We start from the raw sequence: 18,420 nt of genomic DNA, 5'->3' as shown, positions 1-18,420 counted from the left end.
TAAAGAAAAACTTACCACTAAAAAGTGATGGAATAAAAAATCATAACCATCTAATTTAACTTTATATTGATAAAAGCTAAATTATAAATGATTAAAAGAAATAATGGCTGTTGGAGAAACAATTCAGCCAACACCAATCATTAAACCCGGATTATGTATTGGAGGTTTGTCATGAGCATGGCAAGTACAATAAAACAAGGCATTACCCAAACGAGGCATCCCTTTCCCGATTACTTTCGGGAGCATCGTTCTGGTGGGTTGAAGTGATGCAACGAAGTGTCTTGTTTTAAAGCAATTTCAATGGGTAATAGAATTTCTAATGCATATTGCGGGTTAAATGTTTATGCTAAAATCTTTCCATTAAACCTTATACTTCCCGCTGAATAATATATATTTGCAAGTGATGATAAAAAGAGGAACGAAAATTGGTAAATCAATCCCTGATTATGACTTTCTCAACAATCAGTTACTTATTAAATATCAAACAATTAGAGATTAAAACAAAAATAATGCACAAAACAACCATTTTATTGATTGCCACCATATCCACTATCCTATCTTTTAGTACTCCCCTGCTAAGCCAAAAAAATGTAATTGATGAAGTGATTGCCGTTGTGGGCGACAACGCCATATTAAAGTCCGATGTCGAATACCAGTACCAACAAGCTGTCATGCAAGGCGCATCGGCCAAAGGCAATTTAAAGTGTACACTTTTCGAACAACAGTTGATTCAAAAGCTGATGTTGAACCAGGCCGTATTGGACAGCGTGGAAGTGAGCGAGAACAACGTGATAAACGAAGTGGACCGCCGGATGAACGAATTTATCAGCAGGGCCGGCGGACGCGAAAAACTGGAAGAATGGTTTAACAAATCCGTACTGCAGATTAAAAAGGAACAAATGACCGTAGTCCGCGACCAAATGTTAACCGAAAGCATGCAACGTACCATTACCGAAAACATTGAACCCACGCCATCGCAGGTACGCGCTTATTATCGTAAAACACCGCAGGACAGCCTGCCCATGGTTCCGGTACAGTACGAGATTCAAAAAATTGCCGTATACCCCAGAATCGACCAAAAAGAAATTGACCGCGTTAAAAGCCGGTTAAGGGATTTCCAAAAGCAGGTGGCCGAAGGAAGGGATTTTGCCACTCTTGCCGTATTGTACTCCGAAGATCCGGGCAGTGCGACCAGCGGCGGCGATCTCGGATGGAGTACGCGCAGTACCTTTGTGCCCGAGTTTGCCAACGTGGCTTTTAACATGCAGGAAAAAAACAAAGTGTCCAAGATTGTTCAAACCGAGTTTGGGTATCACATTATTCAATTGTTAGACAGAAAAGGAGAGCGTATCAACGTTAGACATATCTTGTTGAAACCCAGAGTTTCGAGTGACGCCAACAAAGAAGCTGTTTCCAGATTGGATTCCATATCTAATTTAATCGCTGAGAAAAAATTGAGTTTTGAAGAGGCTGCCTTGTATTACTCCATGGACAAAGATACCAGGAACAACGGCGGATTAATGGTAAATATGCGCTCGCAGTCTTCTAACTTTGAACTTTCGGCCATACAACAACCACAATTGGCAAAAGAACTTCAAAAACTGAAGGAAGGAGAAATATCAAAACCTTTTAGTATTAAAGACGACAAAGGACACGATGTGTATGTTATCATCAAACAAAAAAGAAAAATAGCTCCTCACCGTGCCAACCTGAAAGATGATTACCAGCTGGTACAAAACATTATGACAGAAAAAAGACGTCAGGATGCCATTGATGACTGGATAAAAGAAAAGCAGCTGGATACGTATATCACCATTCATGACGATTGGCGGGACTGTAATTTTGAGTTTAAAAATTGGATTAAGTAATTATTTTACCTATTTTGTTTGGCAAATTATAAAAGTGTAGGAGGATGAGTATTACCGGGGAAAGCAAAATAGGACTTTTAATTTTATCGATTATCATTTGTGCTTCCTGTGCAAGGGAAGCCTATAACATATCTTTGAACGGGGTAATTGTGGACGAAGAAACCAATTGCCCCGTACCTCTTTCTTCCGTAAGGTGCTATTGTTTGTACCAGCATAATATCGACGAGTCGGCTACCCAAAAGCTAGATACCCATACCGACAGTTTGGGGCAGTACCAGTTAAAATTTAACAAAGGGTATAAAATAACCATGTCGATCGAAGCCAAGGATTATGTGGACAAATTTGTACAGTTTAAACCCTACAACGGTCATACCCCCGATACTATATATCTGAAGCGTAAACTTGTGTTTCAAACGTCTGCCGCTTCTCCGACGACCATACAACAATAAGCAGTCGCGAAAGTATCAAAATCTATGGTTTTGTAACATTTGCGAGGGTATTCCAAAAACATTCCGTGTTAGAATTTGATTTTTCTCAGAATAATCAGTTTGATCCCACGACCATTGAGCAATGACCTTTTTAAAATTTGGCCTGATAATTGATTTCAACAAATCTGTTTGTTATTCTATCAACATGAATGAAAGGTTAGGATATCGGTTCACCCAAACAAATTATACTTATCCAAAATTGTCATTAGGTTGCACCTCAATGCCAATTGGATCAAGAATATCTAAACCTCGCTTCATAAAAGCAAGGTAAGATTTTCTATCCCATAGCCATCGGGAAGGCTTTCGACTGCTGACATTAAGGAATTTGAAGAATTCCGAATGACAGATCCCGGCTTATATTCATAATTGCCCTATTTAGGGATGGGATAATTTTCGTAATTTGGGTATTACTGCTATTTTTGCCGCATTAATAAAATTTATAGCTCGGTAATTCTAATGCATATATCAAATCGCATTTTCAAGATCATCATTTTAGCCTCTGTATTTTATACGGGAATTGTTTCCGGGCAAAAAAAAGTAATCGTCAATAATGCCGACAGCTTAAATTATGATGAAGCTATTTACGGGAAAGACGTGCAGGTGTTGATCGGCAATGTAAAATTCACCCACGAGACCGCCGTCATGTTCTGCGATACGGCCTATCGGTACATTCTCGATAACAAAATTAATGCAAACGGAAATATCCATATCATCCAAAACGACACGCTCCACCTGTATGGCAGAAGGTTAAACTACGATGGAAATACAGGTTTGGCCCAGGTCCGCGAGGATGTTCGTTTGGTTAATAAAGATGTGGTATTGACCACGGACTATTTAGACTACGATCGGGTAAACAATTTTGCCTACTATTTTAACTTTGGTAAGATTGTTAACAAAGAAAATACCTTAACCAGCAAAAAAGGTTATTACTACCCAGCTACTGACCAGGTCCATTATAAGGACAGTGTTGTAGCAACTAATCCTAAATACATCATTAAATCTGATACATTAATTTACCATACCGAAACAAAAGTTTCTAATATTGAAGGCCCCACTTTTATTATCAGTGATAGCAACACCATATATGCCGAAGCTGGTTACTACGACATGCAACACGATGTGGCTCTTTTAAAGGAAAATGCCTATGTTGAAGGAGAACAACTGTTAAAAGGAGACACTATTTATTACGATAGGGCGAGCGGCTATGGCGAGATATTTAACAGCATGGAGCTGCACGACACCACCAATAATCTGATCATTAAAGGGGATTACGGTTTTTACAACGAGATAACCCAGGATGCCCTGGCCACTTTAAATGCAGAGTTATTGCAGATTTATAATAAAGATACCCTTTTTCTTCACGCTGACACCTTACAGGCAGTGCCTCTGGAAGATGGCGAGCAGAAACTGATAAAGGCTTATCGAAAAGTAAAATATTTTAGGAGCGACATGCAAGGCCGTTGCGATTCCATGGTGTTCGATTCCAGGGACACCACCAACACTTTTTACTACGATCCTATTATGTGGTCGATGGGCAACCAGCTGACGGCGGACGTGATAAAGATGTACACCAAAAATGAGGTGCTTGATAAAGTGGACCTGATTGACAGATCATTTATCATTTCGGAAGAAGATACAGGTCGTTACAACCAGGTTAAAGGAAAGCTCATGACCGGATACATACGGAACAATGAAATATACAAGATTGATGTAAATGGTAATGCGCAGTCGGTATATTTCCCCAAAGACCGGGAGTATGTTATTGGCGTGAACAGAGCCGAATGCAGCAATATGACTTTATATCTGACTCAGCGCATGGTAGACCAAATTACCATGCGCGTATCTCCAAACGGGAATATGAACCCTCCTTATTTAGTCCCGGATGAAAACTTAAGGTTGGAAGGATTTTATTGGCTCGATGCCTTCAGGCCCAAAAGCAAGGAAGAAATATTTTTCTGGGAAGAACTCCCCACATTCGATCGCGGCGAAAACCGTTCGGAATATGATTTGGATGATACCTACGAAGAGTAGGATCAACATTTTAAGTTTACACGAAACTGGCGTGTAAAATGGAATTTTTCGCAAGCAATACTTAAATTTACTTGGGAACTCCATACAATAACTATAAAATTCCATATGAAGAAACTACACCTTATCTTAACTGCGCTACTCATTTTAACCTTAAATGCATTCTCTCAAATTACTTTTGAACCAGGATATTTTGTCAACCAGAAAAATGATACCGTACAATGTTTTATCAAAAATATGGACTGGAAAAATAATCCAGATAAATTTCAGTATAAAATAGGTGAAAATGGTGCCATAAAAATAGCGACAATTAACGATACCAAGGAATTCCACATTAATAATCACTCAAAGTACGAAAGTCACAAAGTAAACATCGACCGATCCACTGACAATATTGAGGAACTAGGAATTTCGAATGAACCACAATATAGCGAAGAAACTCTTTTTTTAAAGTTACTTGTAACCGGTAAAGTTAAACTATATGCCTACGAAGACAGGAACCTAAACCGTTATTTCATAAGCTCATCTACTACCAAAGTGGAACAGCTTATATATAAGAGGTACCTGCTTCAAGGTAAAATAAGCTACAATAAAAAGTTCAAACAGCAACTTTTTACTTTGCTAAACGATCCTCAGATTGACAGAAAAGATATAATCAACTTAGATTATGAAAGAAAGGATCTTATAAAATTAATCAATCAATATAACGGCAACGAAGAAAGCACCCCAAAGGATCGTTCCAACAGAAAATCTAAAATATGGATTAGTTTAAAAGGCGGAATAAGTTTTTCAAACATAACAATGAGAAACAAAAATTTTTCAAGTTCATACGAGCACAACAATTCTTTGGGTTATAGATTTGGTGCAGCCTCCGAACTACCGTTGCCTTTCAACAATAACAAATGGGCCATTATCGTAGAACCAACATTGCGCTTTATGGATTCCAAACTGGAAGTTGATCAAGAATTGAACCATATAAAATATAATTCACTTGAGGTTCCTATTGGGATTCGCCACTATTTTTATGTTGGTGAAGAAAAGTCCATATTTCTCAACGCCATGTATATATTCGATACGCCTTTAAATTCTAATATCCTTATTAATCGGTTTAATAACGTGAATAATATAAATGTAAACGTAAATACGGTTAGTAACTTTGCTGTGGGAGCAGGATTTTTACTTGGTAAGTGTAGTGCAGAAGCAAGATATGGAATTAACAGGCAACTAACAGGAGATTATATGACGTGGGATACCGATTACAATGAACTCTCCATTATTATTGGACTAAAATTATTTTAAAATAAAAAAAGGCCTGCAAAAATTGCAAGCCCTATATTATTTTATTCACTGGCGACCGTGTCGCCTACATGTTCATACCGCCACAAACATGAATAGTTTGTCCGGTTACATAAGCTGATAAATCGGAACCCAGGTATACGCATGTGTTGGCAACATCCTCCGGAGTGCCTCCTCTTTTTAATGGAATACGACCTTCCCAAGCCTTCTTCACATCATCCGGCAAAGCCCCTGTCATTTCGGTAATAATAAATCCGGGGGCTATTGCATTATGTCTGATTCCTCTGGCGCCCATTTCTTTGGCAGCAGATTTTGTGAACCCGATAATACCGGCTTTGGAAGCAGAGTAATTACATTGGTTGGCGTTACCGGAAACACCTACCACAGAGCTCATATTGATAACGCTACCTCCGGCTTGCTTCCACATGATTGGCTGAACCGCTTTGGTAAAATTAAATACCGATTTCAGGTTAACAGAGATGATGATATCCCACTGCTCTTCCGTCATTCTTTTTAGTGCTCCATCCTTAGTGATACCCGCATTATTTACTAAAATATCAACACGTCCAAAATCTTCTTGAATCTCTTTAACCACGCGCTGTGTATCTTCATAATTGCTGGCATCCGAAGCATAGCCTTTTGCTTTAACACCCAAAGCGTTTAGCTCTTTTTCCGTTTCTTCGGCAGCCTCGTTGATGGCTAAATCAGTAAAAGCTACATTACAACCATTTTTAGCGTAAGTTATCGCGATGGCTTTACCGATCCCTCTCGCCGCACCGGTAATAATTGCAGTTTTTCCTTCTAATAATTTCATTGTCAAAGTTTTTATAGTAGAAATTTGTTCTCATTTTTATTAAATGACTGACAAATGTAATAATTTATCGTAGAAATAATAGTTACGCGGCCACTTGAAGTTATTCAGGCTTCATTTCATATAAAATTAGAATTTTTTACCGATCAGTTCCATTGCTTTTCCGGCTTCCATCCGAATATGGATATCTGTAATTTGGTTTGTGAAATTGGATACTGTCGGGTTGATCTCGATAATGGTGGCTCCTTTTCTTTTGGCTTCCCACGGCACCTGGCACGCGGGCATCACCTCACCGGTTGAACCTATTACCAAAACCACATCGGCGATTCGCGCTGCATCAAAACTTTTATCATATGCTACCGGAGGTATTCCTTCGCCAAAAAATATAAAATCAGGTTTTAAAAGTCCGCCACATCTATCGCAAGCAGGAGGTATTTTTCCCAGGTCTATGCCGGAAGCAGCAACCGAATAGCCACATTTAGTACATTTCAGGTTTTGAGAGTTACCATGAAACTCATAAACCTCTTTGCTCCCTGCCTTGAAGTGTAAGTCATCGATATTCTGCGTAACTATGGCCTTGATGATTCCCAATGCTTCCAGTTGGGCCAAAACGATATGTGCCTGATTAGGTTTCGCATCCGTAAAAAAATCATAAAATATTTCCCGGATGGCATTCCAGGATTGCTCCGGATTGCTGAAAAAATAATCCAGCTCCAACAAACGTGGGTTATACCTGTTCCAAATTCCGGCTTCCCCCCTAAAAGGTGGAATGCCACTTTCCACACTGCACCCGGCACCAGTGTAGGCAATCGCAAATTTTGATGCCTTTAAGAGCTCTGCTACTTGTTCGATTTTATTACTATTACCATCTGATTTACTTCGCATGTTCCAATTATTACATTTAATTTAACCCATAATTACAAGGATCTTCACGAATTAAAAACCATTGCATAATTCACGATTACCGAAGATAAACACATTCGCGTTAATTACAGAAATTCGCGTTAAAAAAAACGTTAACCTAACTTTTTTTGAACCTTTTCCTTTATGTCACGTACATATACATCAAAAATCCCATTTCTGTTTCTTGATTTCATCATTGAATTTATGACAAAAAAAAACAGCTTACGACTAAGAATTTTCCTTAGCGTTATATTACCTCTTTTAGTAATTCTTTTGTTGGCTTTCTTTTTTATTGGCTTTCAGTTTAATAATTTCACAAAAGAAAACGCTGTCAGCGGCACCCGGAAGGTTGCTCAGCTATACTCCACGCGCGTATCGGAAAGTTTAAACAAAGATTTGTTCATGGCGCGCTCCCTGGCACAATCCATACAGTCCTTGCATAAGCTTGATCGTAGAGAGAGAATTCAGATTTCCGATCAGATTATTCACTCATTAACCATCAATAACCCCAGTTACAAAGGCACCTGGTATAACTGGCAACTTTTTACCCTGGACAACAGCAGAACCGCAACCTACGGTAGATTGAGAAACACTTACTTTAACCACCAAGGGGAAATAACCCAACAAACGGATACACTGGATATGGACGGGGAAGATCCCGATGGGCTGTACCACACCATACACAAACTTAACACGGAATACGTTACCAATCCATACTACGAAGATTACGAGGGTAAACTAAAAGAACCCATCATGGAAACTAGTGTTTGTATTCCGCTGAAACACAACAATACCTTTTTAGGGTTAGTTGGGTTCGATCTTGAATTAACCAGCTACCAAGCGTTATTTAAAGACCTGGAAACATCTAAAGGTGGAAATGCGATTTTATTTTCTAACAACGGGGATATCATCGCGTCGAAAAATGAAGCCTGGCTGGGAAAAAATATTATGGATTTACAGCACGGTTTTAAAACAACAGACGATCTATTCGAAAGAATGGGCGAAGCAGGAACGTTTACCCACGAATATGAAAGCGATAATGGGAATGACTACTTCTCCTATTCAAAAATAAACATTGGTGACTGCCCAACCCCGTGGGGATTGGCCTACAGTGTCCCCACAGAGGTGGTAATGGAACAAGCCAACCAGTTAAAATACATTCTGATGGCAGTATTGATTGTATGCATAGTAATTATCCTACTCATTTTACGACGGTTGGTTAAAAACATCCTTACCCCCATCCTTTCCGCGTCAATGTTTGCGGCAGAAATAGAAGCCGGGAATTTAAAAGCCGCGGTTTCCTACCATAGAAACGACGAAATAGGTGAAATGGTAAAGTCGTTACAATCGATGGGTCAACGTTTTAATCGTGTGATCAACAGCATCGACAATATTTCAGAAACCATCGACCATACATCCCATCAAATTGATGTAGAAACATCGAAATTAGCGGAAAGCGCCTCAGAACAAGCTGCCGGCATGGAAGAAATTACCACATCCATGGACGAAGTGATGGATAGCGTCAAGGCCAACACGGGCTATGCTGTAAAAACGGGGCAGATATCAGAGGAAGCTGCCAAAGAAATTACCAAGAGCCTCAATACGGTTAGAAAGGCCAACGATTCGATGCTGGAGGTTACCGATAAAGTAAATGAGGTAAAAGACATTGCCGCCCAAACCAATATTCTTGCCCTAAATGCGGCGGTGGAAGCTGCACGTGCAGGCCAAAGTGGAAAAGGTTTTGCGGTAGTGGCCAGCGAGGTTCGCAAGCTGGCGGAACGTATAAAAATATTAACTGACGAAATTGAAATATTGGCCGAAGTAGGTAGAAACAACTCTAATGAAGCCACCAGAAAGCTAGAGGCGATAGCTCCGGAAATTGTCAAAACCGCTGAATTGGTGCACCTTATTGCTGAGGATTCGGAAAGCCAAAGTGTGGCCGTCGATCAGATCAACTCGGGTTTGTCGCAACTCAACCAAATCACTTCGCAAAATGCCGCTCAGGCTGAATTTATGCGCCAGTTTATCGAGAAACTGACGCATGAATCGAAAAAAATGAAAGAAACAGTGGATTATTTTGTGGTGTGACGGAAAAATGTTTAGAACTGTAAACAGACATCAAGGGCATGCCGTTACATGCCTGGAATACTGACAGAGATTTCCGGGGAATAAAATGCGTAGTCCGGAAAACGGTAAATTTACGATAAAGCGATGTTCACGCGACAACATCGTCATTTTGCCGGTTAGGCTGCAGTTAGTCCCTTATCCTAATAATCATTTGCTAATCACTATTCGCGAATGGCTATATCACCTATTACAAGGAACTATTATTAGCATTTTTATTATCTTGCCGCCAACAAAAAAAAACTGTAATGAACCTACTCTTGATATCGGTTGCACCGGTGGTTATAATTCTGGTGTATATATACTATCGTGACAAATACGAAAAAGAACCTGTTTCCCTCTTAGCTAAAGGACTGGTTGCAGGAGTGCTGACGGTACCTCCCATTATTATTGCCGAAAGATTGGTTTCCTCATCCCTGCCCTTCTTGTTCTCTGAAAAAATTGGATTGGCCTTTGGAAATGCTTTTTTGGTGGCCGGATTCTGCGAGGAGGCTTTTAAGTTGCTGGCCGTTTATATTCTTATTTGGAAAAACCCCAATTTTAACGAACGCTTTGATGGAATTGTATACGCAGTTTTTGTATCGCTTGGTTTTGCGTTGGTAGAAAACCTTATGTACGTGTTTTCTAATGGTTTTCACGTGGGAATATCCAGAGCATTCACCGCCGTTCCGGCACATGCCATGTTCGGGATTATGATGGGGTATTATTTAGGACTGGCCAAATTCATTGCCGCTTCAAGAACCAAGTATTTGGCATTGGCGTTTTTCGTACCATTCTTTTTTCATGGGTTCTATGATTTTATTCTGATGGTGCAAATCCAATGGCTTTTGTTCCTGTTTTTCCCATTGTTGATATTCATGATGAGACGAACTCATAAAAGGATGAAGGAACACGAGCAAAATTCAGTATTTAAATCTCAACAATACTTCAATGATTAACCTGGAAACCGAATTGTCATTTACCGCATCCAGAAGTTCAGGCCCGGGCGGTCAGCATGTGAACAAAGTAAATACAAGGGTAATCCTTCACTTCGACGTATTGAATTCAAAGATTTTAAACCAACATCAAAAACAAGTTGTTCTTGATAAACTACGAAATAGAATCAATAAAGAAGGTCATTTGGTTATCGCGTGCGAAGAAACCAGGTCTCAATTAAGAAACAAGGAGATAGGTGTAGCTTTATTACACCAATTGATCCATCAGGCATTAAAGCCTGCCGTCAAACGAAAAGCTACCAAACCAACTCGCACCTCTAAACTAAAAAGACTTAAAAACAAAAAAATACATGGCGATAAAAAAGCCAACCGGCGTAAACTGGATTTGTAGTCAGCGATAGATCGGTCAACAGTCATCATTAACTGCTGACTGTTGACCAAATTAACGAATAAGCTACCTTTGGTAAAATTTTTAAATATGATTGTCGACCTTTTTATACCTTGCTTCATCGATCAAATGTTTCCCAATATTGGGTGGAGTGTTGTAAAAATATTGGAATCGAAGAATGTGGAGGTAAATTATAACCCCAAACAGACATGCTGCGGTCAGCCCACATTTAACAGCGGCTATTGGAAGCAATCCAAGAAAGCAGCCATCAAGTTTTTTAAAGATTTCCCTAACGACAGGCCAATTGTTGTACCATCGGCTTCATGCGCGGGTTACGTCAAAAATCATTACACAAAGCTATTTGAAGATGATGCACAATACCTGCCCGAATGCGAACGGCTGAACCGCAATGTAATAGAGTTTACCGACTTTCTGGTCAACCATCTAAAGATCACTGATTTGAATGCCTCCTTCCCCCATAAAGTGACTTATCACGATGCGTGTTCGGCATTGCGTGAGTATGGCTTGTCGGACGAACCCCGCCAATTATTGGCTAATGTAAATGGACTGGAACTCATTGAAATGGAAGACCGTCACACGTGCTGTGGATTTGGCGGAACCTTTATGGTAAAGTTTGTTTCCATTTCAACGGCCATGGCGGAACAAAAAGTACAAAATGCTTTAAATACCGGAGCCAGGTACATTGTTTCCACCGAGGCTTCTTGTTTAATGAATATTCAGTCCTACATCAATAAGCAGAAGCTACCGATAAAAACTATCCATTTGGCAGAGATACTGGCGGGCGGGCTCTAGTGTTCAGTGTTTATCGGTCAACCGTCAATAGTAAAGGTGGCTTATTTATTTTTCACAAATATTAGTTTAGAACGACTTTTGGGTTTTTCTCTTTGCTCTATCTCAAACTTACCGGTAGACTTAATGAGTGGGGTTAACTTCTGAAAACCATAGTTCCGCGGGTCAAAATTAGTCTGCTTTTTTTGCAACAAGCTGCCTACATCTCCTAAAAATGCCCAACCATCATCATCCGACAGGTCATTTATGGTGGTGGCAATCAGCTTAATTTCCTTCGCCGTAATTTTATCCACAGAATCCTTATCAAAATCTTTTTCATTTTCTGATTCCTTGGGTTTTGATTCATGTTTCAATATTTCGAGATAAATGAACTTATCACAGGCAACAATAAAGGGGTTGGGCGTCTTTTTTTCCCCTATACCTATTACCTGCATACCCGCCTCTCTGAGTCTTGTCGCCAATCGGGTAAAGTCACTATCGCTTGATACCAGACAGAACCCATTCACCTTTTCCGAATATAGAATGTCCATGGCATCGATAATCATGGCCGAATCGGTAGCGTTCTTACCCGTGGTATATCCATATTGTTGTATCGGTGTTATGGCATTTTCGAGCAATAGACTTTTCCATTTTGATAAATTAGGTTTAGTCCAATCACCGTAAATCCGTTTGATGGTCGGGTTGCCATATTTGGCTATTTCTTCCATCATCTCTTTGATATATGCCGATGGTATGTTATCGCCGTCGATAAGCACGGCCAGATTTATATTCATTTTGTTTAATTAAGATTGTAGTTAGTTACTCATCAATGCTTCCGGGTACAAGTTAGTAAAAATACGATATAATCATTCCCGGGTTAAGCCGATGAAAGATGAAAGAAGTAGATTGATGTTTTTATTAGGAATTTCTTTCATCTTTAATGCCATACCAACGGTCGTGACTGTACCGTCACGATTTAATCTCCTATTTTCAGTTGGAGTGACAAGCTCCGCTTTGGAAATCAACCGACCACGTTATGCATTATGGATGGAATGTTTAAACGTTGTCAATTACTTGTTTAAGTTTTTGCCGAACTTCGTTTGCAACACCTGCCAGTTTTTCATTCTCTACCGATTGCATAGAGGCCATCGGGTCAACGGCAGCAATTTCTGTTTGGGTTTCTGAAACTTGTTGAACAATGACGTTGCAAGGCAACATTGTCCCAATTTTATCCTCTTCCTGCAGTGCTTTATAGGCAAAAGCGGGATTGCATGCACCCAGTATGCGGTACCTCCTGAAATCAACGCCTAATTTCTCTTTTAGTTTGTCGTGGATGTTGATTTCGGTTAAAACCCCGAACCCTTCTTTTTTAAGTTCTTCCGTTGCTCTTTCTACTGCTTCTTCAAAAGAACAATTCAATGTTTTTTCAAAATAGTATTTCATTTTTTTCCTATAATGTGAATGATTAAAATAACGAATCAACTTTTACTTTCCTACTTTTTATCCTTAAGGGAAATAAGATGTCTTGAAAGATTGCTCTTTAAATATCTTATTTAGCTTTTTTTCATTAATTCAGGATACGGATCGGTGCCGGAATTATTCTCGGAAATTCTTTTTCTACATCATACAGTTTGGAAGGTGGAGCAACTCCAATCCAAACTCCTATTACTACTGACTGAAGCAAATTTGCAAGATGATTACCGGAACGGCTATTCTATTTTCGTCCATATCTATGAATGACCATTTATTGGAGCCTCCTCCTTTACATATTTCAACTCGGGTAAAACGATCATAATCTCATTCTCTAAATCTTCTTTCTGCCAATATACAATATAGTTAATTTCCGACGCAATCAGCTGATATCCCATATTTTCATAGTGATTTATTTTTTCTTTGTAACGATTTGAGAATTTAACAATGCAATTCCCGTTTTTGTCGTAACAAGCATCCTTGTTAACCATTAGCTTATCTCCGCTTTTTAAGTTTGCCAATACATGCTGTTTATACATAAAATAGTCTAACCAAATATCTTTGTGAGAAAGGTGCGCAACTAACAAATTCGACGGTTTATACTGAATATTATCCATTTTTCTTTCCATGTATTGACATGAGATATCATCAAGGTAGCTCCCATTTACATGAATCGTAAGGTTTTGCTTAGCCCTGGTCATGGCCACATATAATTCACGTTTCTTTGCATCATTATCCGGATTAAAACCATCCAGCAGTAAAAAAACATTGTCAAACTCTTTGCCTTTTGCCTTATGAATGGTGGATACGTATATCGTTTCTCCGGTTGTGCTGGCGAAATCTTCAAGATTAGATTCTTTTACAAATATTTCAAAATCCGATTGGTATTTTTTCTTAGGGTTGCTCCATTCAAAATCTTTAATCAGATGAATGATGATATCTATTTTAGAGCTAGTTTTATATTTATTCCAAAGATTTCTTTTTGCTGCTTTCCAGGCATTATCGCTAATCACATATTTATCTTCAGTAAATTTAAGCTGTTCGATAAAGTATCGGACCTCTATTAGGTTATATAAACTAAACCCTTCGTTAGTTTGAATAAGTTTTGCGGGTAATCCTGTGCTAAGCAAAAGACCTACTACCTGCAAGGCTTCAGCGTTTGTATGCGTTAAAACACAGGTAGTTCCCATAAGGTCAGAAGAGGATATACTATTGACAACTGGTTCAACGAGATTTGAACAGGAATACTTAATTAACTTTAATAATCCGGTTTCATTTGAATGGGCAACAATAGGTGTTACCTTCAGGCGATGGGTTATTTTTTCGGCAAACCGATTTGTAAATGCTACCAGGTTTGATTTACTGCGATAGTTTTCGATCAATTCGATTTTTTTGGCCTTTTGCTCCAATATAAATTGTTCTAAGTATTGGGAACCAGCTCCTCTGAACTCGTAAATATTTTGATCATCATCCCCAACAGCAATTACTCTCATTTCTTCATTGTATTCCATTAAGGTTTTAATTAACTCAAACTCATGTTTATCCATATCCTGGGCCTCATCAACAACCAAAACGGCCTTTGAAATTCGGTTTGGTTCAATATCCTGGTTACGTATTTTCTCAACCGTTGTATTAATAATAGTTTGGGATTTTTCTATCGAGCCAATCCTGCCGAGCAAATCGAAACAATATGCATGAAAGGTTTTTATTTCAATAAAACTGGCCGCATTTCCAATTAAGGTGAGCAATCGTTTTTTGAATTCCGTTGCGGCAGCCCTCGAAAAGGTCACCATCAATAGTTGTTCGTGTTTTACATCTTCCATCAATAATAAAGACGCCAGCTTATGCACCAACACCCTTGTTTTGCCACTTCCCGGACCTGCTGTAACTGCAATATATGGCGAACGATTATCTTTAATGATACTTAACTGGGAAGGAGATAACTCTCCGAACAGTTGCCTGAATTTAGCAGGTGTAATATTTCTTTTTATTTCATTTTGTCTGCTACCTTTAAAATATTTATTCAGAAAGGAAGAATAGTTTAGCTGAAAATAATCTTCAACAAATTGTAAAGCCTCTCTATAATCCTGAATCATTTTTTTGGCATATTCACCCACAATATGAATCTGCTGTACCTTATTTTCATAGAACTGATCCAGTTTCTTATAGTCTTCTTTTTTATATCCCTTTTTAGTATTTTTTTCAAGTCGTTCAATAGTTAATGAATTATAGACAACCAGAAAACCTCCTTCTATTTTTAAGGCCTCTATTCTTGACAAATAAAACAGGGCATCTTCAATATCTGCAATGGTGATATTGCGTTTAAATAATGCATTTTGATTCTCGTATTTTTCTTTTAATTCATGTACCGAAAATCCCACTAAAACCTGCACTTTGTTTTTGTCAGAAAAAGATAGGTCCTGATTACTTTTTAAATAAAGAAAATCAACAATAAAACGCGCTAATTCATGACGTTTTCCCAGTCTGTCCCTTAGTTCTGGTTGTGAATAGTTGGATAGTATGGTTACATGATTTTTTGAGAAATCATGTTGCTTCCTTTTGAGCCAGTTTTTAATGACCCAAAAGTTGATGATGGTTTTGATTTTATGAGGCGATACGTCCGAACATCCGTATTCCTCTGCGTGTTCGTTAAGTTCCTTAATGTGAAAAGACTTTTCCTGCTCGTCAAATTGAGTCGCCAGAAACTTCTCAATTTTACCAATTGATTTCAGCACGCTCAGTGAGCGGTTTTTATTTTCACCTCGTTTGATAAAAGCTGTCAAGTCTTTTTTGTCAGCCAGTATTTTTTCTTCGCGCAACAAGTTAACCACATTAATCACCTTCTCTTTTACAATTCCTAAATGATCGGATATATAGTCCACTCTTGATTCAGCAACTTCATCAGTGGGCTGCATTTTACTTTTACTGGCAAACAGTTTTTTAATAATTCGCACGGCAAGTTGCTTTTGCCGCTCATCGAACCTTTCCGAGAGGTTTATTTTTTCTATCGCTTCCTGAGCATTTTTTGAGAGAATACTATTGGCATATATTTTGGGCATATTTTGCCCTCGTTTAAGGTAACCAGCTTCTTCCAATGCCGAAATTGCAGTTTTCACCCTTGATTCTATCTCAAATACACTTTCATCCCATCCGGCTTTCCTTGCAATTTCCAGTGCCGAATTTGAAACACGTGATCTAAACCGGGTTATATCTTTTATGGCTTTCCATATTTGCTGAATCTCTTTAATATTCAACTTGGATTGATTGAGTAATATAAAGTGCTTACTTAAATCTTCTTCATTAAAAAGAACATAACAATCAGCGGTAATATTTTCATCTCTTCCAGCTCTGCCCGCCTCCTGGACATAGTTTTCAAGCGAGTCCGACAATTCGAAGTGAATGACCATTCCCACATCCTTTTTGTCAACCCCCATCCCAAAAGCGGAGGTAGCCACCATTATATCGACATCACCACGAATAAATGCGTCTTGGTTTTCTGACTTTTCCTGTTTATCCATTTTGCCATGATAGGGCTTTGCCATATACCCGTCATTTGATAACCTTTCTGCAATTTGGTAGGCTCTCCGTGTACGCGAAACATAGATTATGGTAGGGCATTTTTTACCATCAATCAGCCTACGTATGGTTTCATATTTATCTTCCTCATTGTCTCTGGGGATTACCTTGTAGCTTAAGTTCGTACGGGATGTTTTTGAGCTAAAGGTTTCTAGCTTTAAGGATAGTTTATCCTGAAAATAATCCTTTATATCCTGAATTACATTTGGTTTTGCAGTTGCTGTAAAACAAGAAACTGGTATTTCGCTTTCGAGGTTTTTCTTTTTCTGTAATGCTTTTACAAAGTCGCCTATGTAGAGGTAATCAACCCTAAAATCCTGCCCCCAAGAGGAAAAGCAATGTGCCTCATCTACTACAAAGCGTACCACATTTCGTCCTAGTAAAAGCCGTTCTATAGATTTTAATCGAAGTGATTCCGGAGAAATGTAGAGTAAAGAGGCTGTTCCATTTTCAACTCTTTCGATAGATTTTGCCCTTTCTATTGGGTCAAGCAAACCATTTATGGTGACAGCTTCCGTTATATTTGAGTTTTCCAGATTATCAACCTGGTCTTTCATTAAAGACTGAAGGGGAGAAATAACCACGGTCAGGCCCTTTACAGCTTCGCCACTCATTAATGCCGGCACTTGAAAAGTTATAGACTTTCCTCCTCCTGTAGGGAATACTGCCAAAAAAGACTTATTATCAATGGCCGCCTTAACAGCTTCTTCTTGTAATGCTTTACCTCCATATAACCGATAGGAATCAAACCCAAAATATTTCTTTAGCGCAATTTTTGCATCAAGTGATTTATTACAATAGCAGCATCCTTCCAAACACGGATTGTTTCTTAATAAAAACATAACCCTTTCTACTTCAGGGTAGGTTTTGGTTACCCATGGTGGTGTTATCGAATATCGGTTATTGGTAGTGATTAATGCTAAACTATAAGCCAATTCAATTGGGTTTTCTTTAATGATATTTTCAAGATGAATGTTGTTGCAAATATTTTCGGAGAACCTTTTTTGTATAAGGCCAATGACATCTTTTTCAGAAGTTCTGTAGTTTATAAAATCAAAAAAACATGTAAATTCCCATTCGGTTTTAAGCAACAAATAGTAAATCTGCTTCAAATCATGATCAAAGTCCCGAAATGCTGATACTTCATCATAAAAAAGGTCTTTTGCTTTAATTGCATCATTTAAAGGGTTATTTAATTCATCCGTTTGAAGTTTGTCATCTTTAAGCAGTGCGTGATAAGGTTTGGAAGGAAACAGCAATGGAGATAAGAATAATGTATCAATAGATTTTATGCCTGACATATCCTGGTATGCAGTTCTTTCCAGGTATAACAAGTCGTGGTTCATGATGTTGTGTCCGCATATATATTCCTTGTTATTTATAAAATCCAAAAATTCTGCCAATGAGGTTGAATGAAGTTGCAAACCACTCTCGGTTACACCTCCAATATCAAGTATTTTTTTGCTTCCTGGGTCTACTTCGGTATCTATGAAAACAATGTTCCTCATTAATCTTAATTCGAGCTACTTTAATACGTGCGGCGCATCCTGCATGTGTTACAACTTAAATTTACCAATATTACGTTAAGGGATAATCCATGCTCCTGCCTGGTTGTTATATACAAGGCCAGTTGGGGTCTTAAACCTTACCATATAAATATTCAACAAACAAATTAAATAATATATACTATTTGAGCAAGCAAAAGAAACCTAATCTTTAAACTTTATAAATTCGGTAGGATAAA

At 38.5% G+C, this 18,420-nt stretch carries 14 protein-coding genes; 9 read left to right on the top strand and 5 right to left on the bottom strand.

What is annotated here, in order from left to right; translation table 11 throughout:
- Window positions 1-110 precede the first annotated feature (110 nt).
- The 5 genes from ACRD64_RS15580 to ACRD64_RS15560 all read left to right on the top strand — a co-directional run bounded on the left by ACRD64_RS15580 (window position 111) and on the right by ACRD64_RS15560 (window position 5,683).
- Complete coding sequence (locus tag ACRD64_RS15580; protein WP_430934377.1) at window positions 111-290, top strand: hypothetical protein; 180 nt, start codon at window positions 111-113, stop codon at window positions 288-290.
- 219 nt (window positions 291-509) lie between these two features.
- A complete protein-coding gene (locus ACRD64_RS15575) occupies window positions 510-1,868 on the top strand; it encodes a peptidylprolyl isomerase (protein WP_430934376.1) in 1,359 nt (452 codons plus the stop codon).
- A gap of 44 nt (window positions 1,869-1,912) precedes the next feature.
- Window positions 1,913-2,317 carry a hypothetical protein gene (locus ACRD64_RS15570; RefSeq protein WP_430934375.1) on the top strand — a complete coding sequence of 135 codons (405 nt, stop codon included), beginning with the start codon at window positions 1,913-1,915 and terminating at the stop codon, window positions 2,315-2,317.
- Between the two features lie 495 nt (window positions 2,318-2,812).
- On the top strand, window positions 2,813-4,387 hold the full coding sequence (locus tag ACRD64_RS15565; protein WP_430934374.1) for an OstA-like protein: 1,575 nt from the start codon (window positions 2,813-2,815) through the stop codon (window positions 4,385-4,387).
- 105 nt (window positions 4,388-4,492) lie between these two features.
- Window positions 4,493-5,683, top strand: coding sequence for a hypothetical protein (locus tag ACRD64_RS15560; protein ID WP_430934373.1), 1,191 nt, complete (start codon window positions 4,493-4,495; stop codon window positions 5,681-5,683).
- 64 nt (window positions 5,684-5,747) lie between these two features.
- Here the strand turns inward: ACRD64_RS15560 and fabG are convergent, their stop codons facing one another.
- Window positions 5,748-6,494, bottom strand: coding sequence for a 3-oxoacyl-[acyl-carrier-protein] reductase (gene fabG / locus ACRD64_RS15555; protein ID WP_430934372.1), 747 nt, complete (start codon window positions 6,492-6,494; stop codon window positions 5,748-5,750).
- A gap of 126 nt (window positions 6,495-6,620) precedes the next feature.
- Window positions 6,621-7,376, bottom strand: a complete 756-nt coding sequence (locus ACRD64_RS15550; RefSeq protein ID WP_430934371.1) for an SIR2 family NAD-dependent protein deacylase — start codon at window positions 7,374-7,376, stop codon at window positions 6,621-6,623.
- A 222-nt stretch (window positions 7,377-7,598) separates the two neighbouring features.
- On the opposite strand from ACRD64_RS15550, the gene ACRD64_RS15545 reads away from it, so the two are divergent.
- From ACRD64_RS15545 to ACRD64_RS15530, 4 genes are all read left to right on the top strand, one after another.
- Window positions 7,599-9,482: a methyl-accepting chemotaxis protein gene (locus tag ACRD64_RS15545; RefSeq protein ID WP_430934370.1), complete on the top strand. Its 1,884-nt coding sequence runs from the start codon at window positions 7,599-7,601 to the stop codon at window positions 9,480-9,482.
- Between the two features lie 284 nt (window positions 9,483-9,766).
- Complete coding sequence (locus ACRD64_RS15540) at window positions 9,767-10,456, top strand: PrsW family glutamic-type intramembrane protease (protein ID WP_430934369.1); 690 nt, start codon at window positions 9,767-9,769, stop codon at window positions 10,454-10,456.
- On the top strand, window positions 10,449-10,844 hold the full coding sequence (gene arfB, locus ACRD64_RS15535; RefSeq protein WP_430934368.1) for an alternative ribosome rescue aminoacyl-tRNA hydrolase ArfB: 396 nt from the start codon (window positions 10,449-10,451) through the stop codon (window positions 10,842-10,844). The genes ACRD64_RS15540 and arfB overlap by 8 nt, the downstream gene beginning before the upstream one ends.
- A gap of 87 nt (window positions 10,845-10,931) precedes the next feature.
- Entirely contained in the window at window positions 10,932-11,654 is a 723-nt protein-coding gene (locus ACRD64_RS15530; RefSeq protein ID WP_430934367.1) for a (Fe-S)-binding protein, read from the top strand.
- Window positions 11,655-11,695: 41 nt separating this feature from the next.
- On the opposite strand, the gene ACRD64_RS15525 is transcribed toward ACRD64_RS15530, so the two are convergent.
- From ACRD64_RS15525 to ACRD64_RS15515, 3 genes are all read right to left on the bottom strand, one after another.
- On the bottom strand, window positions 11,696-12,424 hold the full coding sequence (locus ACRD64_RS15525; protein WP_430934366.1) for an NYN domain-containing protein: 729 nt from the start codon (window positions 12,422-12,424) through the stop codon (window positions 11,696-11,698).
- Window positions 12,425-12,686: 262 nt separating this feature from the next.
- The gene (locus ACRD64_RS15520) at window positions 12,687-13,073 is read right to left on the bottom strand and encodes a DUF302 domain-containing protein (RefSeq protein WP_430934365.1); all 387 of its coding nucleotides are present in this window, start codon (window positions 13,071-13,073) and stop codon (window positions 12,687-12,689) included.
- A gap of 287 nt (window positions 13,074-13,360) precedes the next feature.
- A complete protein-coding gene (locus ACRD64_RS15515) occupies window positions 13,361-18,184 on the bottom strand; it encodes a RecQ family ATP-dependent DNA helicase (protein ID WP_430934364.1) in 4,824 nt (1,607 codons plus the stop codon).
- Window positions 18,185-18,420 lie beyond the last annotated feature (236 nt).

This window comes from Saccharicrinis sp. 156, assembly GCF_050589685.1.
Taxonomy (GTDB): Bacteria; Bacteroidota; Bacteroidia; order Bacteroidales; family Marinilabiliaceae; genus Saccharicrinis.
This window is presented reverse-complemented; position numbering and strand designations above follow the sequence as displayed.